The following is a 10598-nucleotide window of genomic DNA, read 5'->3' as shown; positions in this document are numbered from 1 at the left end:
CCCGATGACCCAGACCTCCCCCCTCGATTCCGACCACGCCGACCGGTCGACCCCGACACCCGGCCTCCAGCCGTTCCTCGCCGCCGAGACCGTCGTGCTGAGGGCTCCCGTCCAGGCGTGGTCGGCCGCCGACGGGTCGATGGGCGCGGCGACGATCCACGGCGTCTACCTCGGCGACGTGCGTCTCGTCGCCGGGCACGGCGTCACCGTCGACGGCCTCGTCCCCGAGCACGTGGCCACGGTGCCCCTCGGAGCCTCGTCGGTCCGCTTCGAGTCGCTGCTGCGCGGCCTCGACGACGCCGGAGCCGACCCCGACGTCCGCCTGAGCTCGCTCCGTGACGTCACGACCACGGGCGTCCACGAGCGCCACACGGTCACCTCCCGGCTCGACCGCGAGCTCACGGTCACCCTGGCCACGACCCTCCGACCCGACGCCTCCCCCATGGACCACGTGAAGGCCGGGATCGTGGGCGCGCCCGTGCCCGACGCGACGCTCACGTCCGACGGCACCCGCGCCTCCTGGCGGGCAGAAGGAGTCCGGGTCGACCTCGAGGCCCGAGGAGGCGCGGTGCGGGACACCCCCGCCGGCCTCGTCGTCGAGTGGGTCGCCGTCGTCCCCGCCCGGGGTTCCGTGACGGTCGGTCTCGACCTGGTCGCGACCGCCCCCGACGCCGTCGTCCGGGGCGTGCGGACGCCGCCGCACTGGGCCGACCTCGACCCGGCGCCGCGTGACGACCGGCTCGCCCGCTGGGTCGACCGTGCCCGCGACGACCTGGCGGCGCTCCGGCTGACCACGACGACGGCACCCGACGACGTGTTCTACGCCGCAGGTGCGCCCTGGTTCTTCACGCTCTTCGGCCGCGACTCGCTCTGGGCCGCCCGCTTCACCCTGCCCCTCGACCTCACGGTCGCGGGGGGCACCCTGCGGGTGCTGGCGGGACTCCAGGGCACTCGACACGTGCCGGGAACGGCCGAGCAGCCGGGCAAGATCATGCACGAACTCCGTCAACGGACGTTGACGATCCCCGGTGAGGACGTCAGCCTGCCCCCGCTCTACTACGGCACCGTCGACGCGACCGCGCTCTGGATCTGCCTGCTGCACGACGCCTGGCGCTGGGGCCTGCCGCGGACCGAGGTCGAGGCGCTGCTGCCGCACCTCGACGCAGCCCTCGCCTGGATGCGCGACTCGGGCGACAGCGACGGCGACCTGCTGCTCGAGTACGTCGACGAGACCGGCCACGGCTTGGCGAACCAGGGTTGGAAGGACTCCGGGGACAGCGTCCAGTGGCGCGACGGACCCCTCGCCGAGGGGCCGATCGCGCTCTGCGAGGTGCAGGCCTACGCGTACGAGGCGGCCGTGCACGGGGCCGACCTGCTCGACGCCTTCGGTCGGGCGGGCGGCGACGCGTGGCGCGACTGGGCGGGGCGCCTGCGCGACCGGTTCCGCGCCTCCTTCTGGGTCGACGACGCCGCGGGCGCCTACCCGGCGATCGCCCTCGACGCGGCCAAGCGGCCGGTCGACACGGTCACGAGCAACCTCGGGCACCTGCTCGGCACGGGTCTGCTCGACCCGGACGAGGAGGCGCTGGTCGCGTCCCGCCTCGTCTCGCCCGAGCTGTCCAGCGGATTCGGCCTCCGCACGATGTCGACCGACAGCGCCGGCTACTGGCCCCTGAGCTACCACGGGGGCAGCGTCTGGACCCACGACACGGCCATCGCGGTGCAGGGCCTGGCCCGGGCCGGGTTCGCCGACGAGGCCGCGGTGCTCGCCGAGGGCCTGCTCGCGGCGGCGCCGACCTTCGACTACCGGATGCCCGAGCTCCACTCGGGCGACCCGGCCCGCGAGGTGCCGTCGCCCGTGCCGTACCCCGCCTCGTGCCGCCCCCAGGCCTGGTCCGCCGCAGCCGCCGTCGCCGTCTGGTCCGCCACGCACGCCGTGCGCCCGCCCCGCCACTTATGACCGCTCGCCCCGCTGGCCCCGCCGCCGATGGTGCGCGCACCCTCCCGCCGAACGCGGGCGAGCCCGCGCACGGGCATCGCCTACGTCACCCCTGCCGTCGGCGCTCGGCGTCGCTCTCCGACAACCGCGCGACCACCTGACGGGCGATCGCCCGGCCGGCCCGGTTCGCCCCGATCGTCGAGGCCTGCGGCCCGTAGCCCGCGAAGAACAGCCGCGGGTCGAGGGTGGAGGCGCCGCCCTCGACGCTCACGCCCCCGTCGGCCGAGCGCAGTCCGAGCGGCGCCAGGTGTCGCAGCTCGGGCCGGAACCCGGTCGCCCAGACGATCGCGTCCGCGTGGGCGGAGGTGCCGTCGGCCCATCGCACCCCGTCGGGTTCGACGGTCGCGAACATCGGCCGCTCGACCAGCACGCCGCGCTCGATGCCCGACACGAAGCGCCGGGTGCGGGGCACGCCCGTCCCGCTGACGATGCTCGGCAGCGCCTGCCCCGCCCGTGCCGCGCGGTCCTGCGCGGCGACCGCCGCGACGGCCGACTCGACGTCGAGCTCGCCCTGGTCGAGCCAGTCGACCGGCCGGCGCGTCACCCACGTCGTCGAGGCCGCGACGCCGTCGAGCTCCAACACGAATCCGATCGCGCTCGTGCCGCCGCCGACCACGACGACGTCGAGCCCCTCGAGCTCGGAGGCCGCCCGGTAGTCCGAGGTGTGCAGCTGACGCCCGCGGAAGGTGTCGCGCCCGGGGTACCACGGCACGAACGGGGCGCCCCAGGTGCCGGTCGCGTTCACGACGACCTCGACCCGCAGAGCGCCGGACTCAGGCCCGGTCGCCGCAGCCGGAGCGCCCCCCGAGGAGGCGCGCCCCGCCCACCGCACCGAGAACCCGTCGCCCAGCCCGGTCACCCCGGTCACCTCGACCGGGCGCCGCACGTCGAGCCCGAGCGCGTCCTCGTACCGCGCGTACCGGTCGGCGACGACGTCACGCGCCGGGGCCGACCGGTCGGCGTCGGCGAACCCCAGCCCCAGCTCGGCCATGCCCGGCAGGTCGTGCACCCGGTGCGCGGCACCCAGCCGCAGGCTCTCCCAGCGGTGCTGCCACGCGCCTCCGGTTCCGGGGCCCCGGTCGAGGACGACGAGATCGCGCCCCACCTCGAGTCCGAGCCGGCGCAGGTACCACGAGACCGACAACCCGGCCTGGCCCGCACCGATCACGAGGACCCTCGTCCGCTCGCCTTCGCCCCCTGCAGTCATCCGGACCATCATGCCCGTCCGAGGCGGCAGCCGGGGCTAGGGGTACATGATAAGATCGGTCCAGTTTTTCACCAGCATCCTGTCGGCAGTTCCCGGGTCGTCCGACACCGTTTCCGGGCCGAGTTCAGAGGGGGTCACGCATGGGGCGCGGCCGTCAAAAAGCCAAGCACACCAAGGTCGCCAGAGAGCTGAAGTACTTCAGCCCTGACACCAACTACGGTGCACTCGAAAAAGAGTTGGCGACGAAGAACGACTCCGGCGACGAATACGTCGACAAATGGGCCGACGACTTCGACGACGAATACGACACCGAGCACGACCAGAACAAGAGCGCCTGAGGCCGGCTGGCTGATGACCTCTCCGTCCTCGTCCCTCGCCTGGGAGCAGGTCGTCGTCGATGCGAGCGACCCGTCCGGGCTCGCCCGTTGGTGGGCCGACGCCCTCGGGTGGGTCTTCGTCTCGGCCGACGACGACGAGCCCGAGATCCGTCCGACGGCCGACACGCTGCCGGGGCTCCTCTTCGTGAGCGTCCCCGAGGCCAAGACGGTCAAGAACCGTCTGCACCTCGACTTCCGTCCGACGCCGGTCGACGGCCAGAGCCGCGAGGCGACGCAGGCCGACGAGGTCGCGCGACTCGAGTCGCTCGGGGCCGTCCGCGCACAGGTCGGCCAAGACGACACGGACGTGTCGTGGGTCGTCCTCGCCGACCCCGAGGGCAACGAGTTCTGCGTCCTCTGAGTCGGCACCACGCACGACACACGACGACGGCCCCTCGATCTCGAGGGGCCGTCGTCGTGTGTCACCTGCTCACCGGGTGACGGGCCGAACGGGCGACGCGGCCGCCGTCAGGAGGCGCGGCTCAGCCGCCGACGAGCGTCGCGACCGCGGGCAACAGCCCCACGACCAACAGCAGGACCATGCCGCCGGCCGTGAGGGCCGCGACCTTGCGCCCGCCGGTGACGGGTGACGCGGACGAACGCAGCGGCGCGGGCTGGCCGGGGACGCGGCTGACCCGGGCGCTGCGCGGAGCGGCGACCGCCGCGCGCGAGACGGTGGAGAGGGGGATGCGGGTGGTGCTCATGGGTCGACTCCTTCGTCGTCCGGTCTGACGTCGTCGTCAGGACGCCCGGCAGGGGCGTGGCTTCATCGTACGTCCGCCGCCGGACGAACGCCACGCGACGTCGCCGGTGATCAGCCCGCGTAGGACCCGACGAGCCGCACCGCGCCTCCGTCGACTCCCTTGGCGCCCTGTTCGAAGCCGGACAGGTCACGCGCCCGGGTCGAGACGGTGCCGACGGGCCACGTCGCGATGCCGTCGGCCTCGAGGGCCGCGGTGACCGAGTCGGCCTGTCCGGCGGCCACGACGGCGATCATGCCGATGCCGAGGTTCCAGGTGCCCTCGCTCGACTCGAGGGTCGAGCCGGCCAGGTCGCTCAGCACCCGGAAGACGGGCAGCGGCGACCAGGTCGAACGGTCGACCTCGGTCCACGACCCGAGGGGGAGCACGCGGGCGAGGTTGGCCGCGATGCCGCCCCCGGTGACGTGGCTGAGCGAGTGGATCGCGCCGTCGAGCGCAGGGTCGTCGAGCACGCGCAGCAGGGGCGAGGTGTACAGGCGCGTCGGTTCGAGCAGTGCCTCGCCCACGGTGCCCGAGAACTCGGGCAGGGTGTCGTCGTAGCCGAGGTCGCGTGAGGCCAGGATGTGGCGCACGAGCGAGAAGCCGTTCGAGTGGACGCCCGACGAGGCGAGGGCGAGCACGACGTCGCCGTCGCCGACGAGGTGCGGGCCGAGCTGGCGCCCCGACTCGACCGCACCCACCGCGGCGCCGGCCACGTCGTAGTCGTCGGGCCCGAGCAGGCCGGGGTGCTCCGCCGTCTCGCCGCCGACGAGGGCGGTCCCCGTCGCGCTGCAGGCGCGGGCGATGCCCTCGACGATCGAGGCGATGCGGGTCGGCACCACGCGGCCGCAGGCGATGTAGTCGGTCATGATCAGCGGCCGGGCGCCGACGACGACGATGTCGTCGACGACCATGCCCACGAGGTCCTGCCCGATCGTGTCGTGCTTGTCGAGCGCCTGGGCGATGGCGACCTTCGTGCCGACGCCGTCGGTCGACGTCGCGAGCAACGGCTTGTCGAAGTCCTTGAGGAACGACACGTCGAACAGCCCGGCGAACCCGCCCACGCCACCGACGACACCGGGGCCGTGCGTGGCGCCGACGGCCGCCTTCATCAGCTCGACCGCCCGGTCGCCGGCGGCCGTGTCGACCCCCGCTGCGGCGTAGGAGGCGCTGGTCGAGTGGGCAGAGGAGGTCGCCATTCGTTCATCCGTTCGGTGTCGCTCTAGACTGTCGCGGTAACCCCAACTCTACGGTCTGGAGCCAGATCCGCATGTGCGGCATCGTCGGTCTCGTCGCGCACGAGCCAGCAAATCAACTCGTCTACGACTCGCTCCTCCTGTTGCAGCACCGAGGGCAGGACAGCACCGGCATCGCGACCGCCGAGGGCGGCATCTTCCACGTGCACAAGACCAAGGGGCAGGTGCGCGAGGGCTTCCGCACCCGCGACATGCGCGCCCTGCTCGGCAACATGGGCCTCGGTCACGTGCGGTATGCCACCAAGGGCGCGGCCAGCAACGAGCAAGAGGCGCAGCCGTTCTACGTGAACGCGCCCTACGGCATCGTGCTGATCCACAACGGCAACCTGACGAACACCCGCGAGCTCACCAGCGAGCTCTTCCACGTCGACCGTCGCCACCTCAACACGAACAGCGACACCGAGCTCCTGGTCAACGTGCTGGCGCACGAGCTGCAAGAGCAGGTCAACGGCAGCGAGCTCGACCCCGAGCAGATCTTCGCCGCGGTCTCCCGCGTGCACGACCGGGTGCAGGGCTCCTACGCGGCGATCGCGATGATCGCGGGCCACGGCCTGCTGGCCTTCCGCGACCCCTTCGGCATCCGCCCGCTGGTCCTGGGCCGCCGTCTCGCCGCCGACGGCGTCCGCGAAGAGTGGATCACCGCCTCCGAGTCGCTCGTCCTCGAGTCGGGCGGCTACGAGATCGTCCGCGACGTCGCCCCCGGCGAGGCCGTCTTCATCTCGCTCGACGGCCAGATGGTGTCGAAGCAGTGCCATGCCAGCCCGCGCCTCATCCCCTGCTCGTTCGAGTACGTCTACCTGGCCCGCCCCGACTCGATCATGAACGGCATCTCGGTCTACGACGCCCGCCTGCGCCTCGGCAACCGGTTGGCCGACACGATCGCCGCGCACTCGCCGATCGGCGACATCGACGTGGTCATGCCGATCCCCGACTCGTCACGCCCCGCGGCCATGCAGGTCGCCCAGAAGCTCGGCATCGAGTACCGCGAGGGCTTCTACAAGAACCGTTACGTGGGCCGCACCTTCATCATGCCGGGGCAGGCCGAGCGCAAGCGGTCGGTGCGCCAGAAGCTCAACGCGATGTCGAGCGAGTTCAAGGGCAAGAACATCCTGATCGTCGACGACTCGATCGTCCGCGGGACGACCTCGCGCGAGATCGTCGAGATGGCCCGCGCCGCCGGAGCGAACAAGGTGACGTTCACCTCGGCCGCTCCCCCGGTCCGGTTCCCCCACGTCTACGGCATCAACATGCCGTCGCGGCACGAACTGGTCGCCCACGACCGCAAGATCCCCGAGATCGCCCGCGAACTGGGTGCCGACCACCTCATCTACCAAGAGGTCGCCGACATGCAGGCGGCCATCACCGAGGGCAGCGACGTCACCGAGCTCGAGATGAGCTGCTTCACGGGCGAGTACGTCACCGGCACCGTCAGCCCCGAGTACCTCGCCTGGGTCGAGGCCAACCAACTCAGCTGAGTCGCGCCGCCGTCGCCACCCGCACCTCGCCCCTGCTTCCACCCGCCGGGGGAGGTGCGGTGACGGCAGGCGTCCCTAGGCTGGGGGCCATGAGCGACGTCGGCATGCCCCGCCCCGAACCGACCGCGACGCCCCCGGCGTCCGCCCTGCAGATCACCGGTCTGCGCAAGGCGTTCGGCGACAAGGTCGCCGTCGACGGAATCGACCTGACCGTGCCGACGGGCTCGTTCTTCGGCCTCGTCGGCCCGAACGGCGCCGGCAAGACGACCACGCTCTCGATGGCGACCGGTCTGCTGCGTCCCGACTCGGGCAGCATCGCGGTCCTGGGCGTCGACGTCTGGTCCGACCCGACGCACGCCAAGTCGCTCGTGGGCGTGCTGAGCGACGGCATCTCGCTGTTCGACCGCCTCACCGGCGAGCAGCTCGTCACGTACCACGGCCTGCTCAACGGCATGAGCCGCGAGACGACGGCCCAACGGGTCGGCGACCTGCTCGACCTGCTCGACCTGCGCTCGGCCGGCGGCACGCTCGTCGTCGACTACTCCGCGGGCATGACCAAGAAGGTGGCGCTCGCCTGCGCGCTCGTCCATGCCCCGCGCCTCCTCGTCCTCGACGAGCCGTTCGAGTCGGTCGACCCGATCTCGGCCGCGAACATCCGCGACATCCTGCACGGTTACACGCAGAACGGTGGCACGGTCATCGTGTCGAGCCACTCGATGGACCTCGTCCAGCGCATGTGCGACCACGTCGCCGTCATCGCGGCCGGGCGCGTGCTCGCGGCCGGCACGACCGACGACGTGCGCGCCGGCTCCACCCTCGAGGACCGCTTCGTCGAACTCGTCGGCGGCCGTCAGCACAACGAGGGGCCGTCGTGGTTGCGCACCTCCTGAGCCTGCGCTGGCGGGTGCTGCTGAACGGCTTCAAGCGCAGCACCTGGCAGATCGTCGCGGCCGTCATCGGCGGGCTCTACGGCCTCGGCGTTCTCGCCGCCGTCGTGGTCGGCCTCGTCGCCCTCTCGTTCGCGCCCGAGCGCTGGGCCTGGACGGCCGGCGTGCTCGGCGGTTCCCTCGCCGTTGTCGGCTGGATCGTCGTGCCCTTCGTCGCCCGGGGCTACGACCAGACCCTCAGCGTCTCGAAGCTGCGCCCGTTCCCCCTGCCCGCCGACAGGCTCCTCGTCGCCCTGTTCGTCACCGGGTTGCTGGGCATCCCGGGCATCGTCACGCTCGTCGCCGCCCTCGCGACGACCTTCAGTTGGCTGCACCACCCTCTCTCGGCCGTCCTCGCGCCGTTCTGCGGGGTGCTCGGCGTCTTCGTCTGCGTCGCGGCGTCCCGCGCGGTCGAGACCGCCACCAGCGCGCTGGGTGCCAAACGTCGCTACCGCGAGTTGATGAGCGTCGCGATCTTCGTGCCCCTCATCCTGGCCGGGCCGCTGATCGGCCTGGTCGGCCAGGGGCTCAGTTCCGTCGGCGACGACCTGCCCCGTGTCGCCCACGCCCTGTCGTGGAGCCCGCTCGGCGCCGCCTGGTCGATCCCCGGCGACGTCGCCCTCGGCCGACCGGGCGAGGCAGCCCTCAAGGCCCTCATCGCCCTGGTCACCCTGGGGGTGCTCCTCCTGCTCTGGCGACGTGGACTGGCGACGGCGCTCGTGGCTCCCCCGGCCGTCACGGCCACCGCGGCGTCCAAGGGCCTCGGGCCCTTCGCCCGCTTCCCCGCGACGCCGACCGGTGCGGTCGCCGCCCGGACGGCCGTCTACTGGCTGCGCGACCCGCGGTACGGCGGGTCGCTGATCGTCGTCCCGCTGATGCCGGTCCTGGCGATCTTCCTGTCGTTCTCCCTCGAGACGACCTGGCCGCTGTACGCCATCGGTCCGGCCGTGGCCGCGCTCCTCGCCATCACGCTGGCCGCCGACGTCTCGTACGACGGCACGGCCTTCGCAGCACACCTGTCGACCGGCTTGGCGGGTGCGGCCGACCGCGCAGGTCGCGTCCTCACCCTCTCGCTGTTCGCGGTGCCCTCCGTCGTGCTCGCCACGCTCGTCCCCCTGGCCGTGGTGGGCCGATTCGACGTGGCCCCGGCCCTGCTCGGCATCGGCCTGGGGCTGCTGCTCACCGGGTTCGGCGTGTCGAGCGTGGCCTCGGCGCTGTACCTGATGCCCGTCCCGGCGGCGGGCGAGAGCCCCTTCAAGTCACCGCCCGGGGCCAACGTCACCTCGACCCTCGGGCTCTACGCCTCGTGGGCGATCGTCTTCGTGCTGTCGCTGCCCGAGCTCGTGCTCGGAGTCGTGGCGCTGGTCCAGGGCTCGGTGATCCTCGGGCTCGCGACGCTCGTCGTCGGCGTCGTCCTCGGTCTCGTGCTGACGATCATCGGCATCCGACGCGGCGGCCGCCTCCTCGACGCCCGCGGCCCCGAGCTGCTCACCAGGTTGCGGCGGGCTCGCGGGGCCTGACCCGGGCCGTCAGCCGGGCACGCGGCAGGTAGGCGAGGCCTGGCGCGGCTCGGTGAGGCCTGGCTCGGCTCGGCTCGGTGAGGCCTGGCTGGGCTCGGCGAGGCCTGGCTCGGCTCGGCGAGGCCTGGCTCGGATCGGCTCGGCGAGGCGACGTCAGTCGCGGTCGGGTTCGCCGTCGGTGACCGGGCGGGGCGCCGTGTCGACCTCGTCGTCGATCGGCATCTCGAGCCGTTCGCGTTCGACCTGGACGCGCTTCGCCCCACGGCTGGTCACCTGCTCGGCGACGATGGCCACGACGCAACCGACGGCCCCGCCGATGGTGAGCCCCCAGAGCGAGATGTACCCGTAGGTCTGCGCGACGCCCTCGCCCGAGTCGAACGGGAAGAGCGAGGTGACGATCAGCGACACGACCACGCCGAGCGCCGCACCCATGATCAAGAACACGGGCACCTTGGGAGCCCGGCGCACGGTGACCTCGTCACGTTCGACGATCGACTCGACTGCGCGATCGGCGGAGGGCTCGACGACGGGCTCGGGTCGCTGCTGGTCGTCGGGTGCGTTCGTCACCCGCCCATCATCCCAGAGGAGGCCGTCCACCGCCGCCGCCCCTCTCGACGTCGAGCAGGGCCCTGGCAGGGCGACCACGGCGGAGGCACCGCCGAGGAGGCGCGGGTCAGCCCCGCTGCCAGGCGATCGGCACGTAGCCGGTCAGGTCCGCCCTGCTGCCGGAGGCCGACACGAGGGCCCCGGCCCGCGCCTCCTGCCAGCTGAGATCGCCGGTGGCGAGTCGCACGAAGGTGGCGGCGTCGGTCTCGACGACGTTCGGCGGCGTGCCTCGCGTATGACTGAGTCCTTCGCGGAACTGCACCGCGCCGAACGGTGGGACGCGCACCTCGACCGTCGCGCCGGGTTCGCCGTCGGCGAGCACCTGCAGCAACCAACGGACGGCCATGGCGGTCACCGGCCGTGGCGCGGTCTCGTCGGCGGCGAGCGCCGCCCGCACCTCGCCCACCGCGGCCGATCCCGCCGCGTCCTCGATCCGTGCCCTGGCCATGCGCCCACGCTACCCGCGCCTCCTCGTCGCGCCCCGCTCCGGCC

Annotated in this window: 11 protein-coding genes; 6 read left to right on the top strand and 5 right to left on the bottom strand. The window is 72.7% G+C overall.

The annotated features are described in order from the left end of the window. Positions 1 to 4 precede the first annotated feature (4 nt). Positions 5 to 1960 carry a glycogen debranching N-terminal domain-containing protein gene (locus ARTHRO9V_RS04425; RefSeq protein WP_159825812.1) on the top strand — a complete coding sequence of 652 codons (1956 nt, stop codon included), beginning with the start codon at positions 5 to 7 and terminating at the stop codon, positions 1958 to 1960. Positions 1961 to 2045: 85 nt separating this feature from the next. On the opposite strand, the gene ARTHRO9V_RS04420 is transcribed toward ARTHRO9V_RS04425, so the two are convergent. Continuing rightward, positions 2046 to 3206: an NAD(P)-binding domain-containing protein gene (locus tag ARTHRO9V_RS04420; RefSeq protein ID WP_159825810.1), complete on the bottom strand. Its 1161-nt coding sequence runs from the start codon at positions 3204 to 3206 to the stop codon at positions 2046 to 2048. A gap of 140 nt (positions 3207 to 3346) precedes the next feature. Here ARTHRO9V_RS04420 and ARTHRO9V_RS04415 point away from each other — a divergent pair, with 140 nt between their 5' ends. Together ARTHRO9V_RS04415 and ARTHRO9V_RS04410 are read left to right on the top strand one after the other, a co-directional pair. Further along, positions 3347 to 3544: a DUF3073 domain-containing protein gene (locus ARTHRO9V_RS04415; RefSeq protein WP_056227242.1), complete on the top strand. Its 198-nt coding sequence runs from the start codon at positions 3347 to 3349 to the stop codon at positions 3542 to 3544. A 13-nt stretch (positions 3545 to 3557) separates the two neighbouring features. After that, entirely contained in the window at positions 3558 to 3944 is a 387-nt protein-coding gene (locus ARTHRO9V_RS04410; RefSeq protein WP_159825808.1) for a VOC family protein, read from the top strand. A gap of 121 nt (positions 3945 to 4065) precedes the next feature. On the opposite strand, the gene ARTHRO9V_RS04405 is transcribed toward ARTHRO9V_RS04410, so the two are convergent. Next, the gene (locus ARTHRO9V_RS04405; protein WP_159825806.1) at positions 4066 to 4287 is read right to left on the bottom strand and encodes a hypothetical protein; all 222 of its coding nucleotides are present in this window, start codon (positions 4285 to 4287) and stop codon (positions 4066 to 4068) included. A 110-nt stretch (positions 4288 to 4397) separates the two neighbouring features. Beyond that, positions 4398 to 5522 (bottom strand): phosphoribosylformylglycinamidine cyclo-ligase, encoded by a 1125-nt coding sequence (gene purM, locus ARTHRO9V_RS04400; RefSeq protein WP_159825804.1) that lies wholly within the window; start codon positions 5520 to 5522, stop codon positions 4398 to 4400. 71 nt (positions 5523 to 5593) lie between these two features. Here purM and purF point away from each other — a divergent pair, with 71 nt between their 5' ends. The 3 genes from purF to ARTHRO9V_RS04385 all read left to right on the top strand — a co-directional run bounded on the left by purF (position 5594) and on the right by ARTHRO9V_RS04385 (position 9500). Next, positions 5594 to 7054, top strand: a complete 1461-nt coding sequence (purF, locus tag ARTHRO9V_RS04395) for an amidophosphoribosyltransferase (protein ID WP_056049492.1) — start codon at positions 5594 to 5596, stop codon at positions 7052 to 7054. 89 nt (positions 7055 to 7143) lie between these two features. After that, positions 7144 to 7944 (top strand): ABC transporter ATP-binding protein, encoded by an 801-nt coding sequence (locus ARTHRO9V_RS04390; RefSeq protein WP_233568550.1) that lies wholly within the window; start codon positions 7144 to 7146, stop codon positions 7942 to 7944. Continuing rightward, the gene (locus ARTHRO9V_RS04385) at positions 7926 to 9500 is read left to right on the top strand and encodes a transporter (protein ID WP_159825802.1); all 1575 of its coding nucleotides are present in this window, start codon (positions 7926 to 7928) and stop codon (positions 9498 to 9500) included. Before ARTHRO9V_RS04390 ends, ARTHRO9V_RS04385 begins: the two co-directional genes overlap by 19 nt. 153 nt (positions 9501 to 9653) lie before the next feature. On the opposite strand, the gene ARTHRO9V_RS04380 is transcribed toward ARTHRO9V_RS04385, so the two are convergent. Together ARTHRO9V_RS04380 and ARTHRO9V_RS04375 are read right to left on the bottom strand one after the other, a co-directional pair. Further along, positions 9654 to 10067: a hypothetical protein gene (locus ARTHRO9V_RS04380; RefSeq protein WP_159825800.1), complete on the bottom strand. Its 414-nt coding sequence runs from the start codon at positions 10065 to 10067 to the stop codon at positions 9654 to 9656. Between the two features lie 106 nt (positions 10068 to 10173). Then, entirely contained in the window at positions 10174 to 10554 is a 381-nt protein-coding gene (locus tag ARTHRO9V_RS04375) for a sterol carrier family protein (protein WP_123572021.1), read from the bottom strand. Positions 10555 to 10598: the final 44 nt, after the last annotated feature.

It is taken from the genome of Frigoribacterium sp. 9N, from assembly GCF_902506305.1.
Taxonomy (GTDB): domain Bacteria; phylum Actinomycetota; class Actinomycetes; order Actinomycetales; family Microbacteriaceae; genus Frigoribacterium.
This window is presented reverse-complemented; position numbering and strand designations above follow the sequence as displayed.

Bases quoted from the DNA above. Each gene is read 5' to 3' on its own strand.
- ARTHRO9V_RS04410 (WP_159825808.1), top strand. From the start codon at position 3,558: ATGACCTCTCCGTCCTCGTCCCTCGCCTGGGAGCAGGTCGTCGTCGAT.
- ARTHRO9V_RS04390 (WP_233568550.1), top strand. From the start codon at position 7,144: ATGAGCGACGTCGGCATGCCCCGCCCCGAACCGACCGCGACGCCCCCG.
- ARTHRO9V_RS04415 (WP_056227242.1), top strand. From the start codon at position 3,347: ATGGGGCGCGGCCGTCAAAAAGCCAAGCACACCAAGGTCGCCAGAGAG.
- purM (WP_159825804.1), bottom strand. From the start codon at position 5,522: ATGGCGACCTCCTCTGCCCACTCGACCAGCGCCTCCTACGCCGCAGCG.
- purF (WP_056049492.1), top strand. From the start codon at position 5,594: ATGTGCGGCATCGTCGGTCTCGTCGCGCACGAGCCAGCAAATCAACTC.
- ARTHRO9V_RS04420 (WP_159825810.1), bottom strand. From the start codon at position 3,206: ATGACTGCAGGGGGCGAAGGCGAGCGGACGAGGGTCCTCGTGATCGGT.
- ARTHRO9V_RS04425 (WP_159825812.1), top strand. From the start codon at position 5: ATGACCCAGACCTCCCCCCTCGATTCCGACCACGCCGACCGGTCGACC.
- ARTHRO9V_RS04405 (WP_159825806.1), bottom strand. From the start codon at position 4,287: ATGAGCACCACCCGCATCCCCCTCTCCACCGTCTCGCGCGCGGCGGTC.
- ARTHRO9V_RS04375 (WP_123572021.1), bottom strand. From the start codon at position 10,554: ATGGCCAGGGCACGGATCGAGGACGCGGCGGGATCGGCCGCGGTGGGC.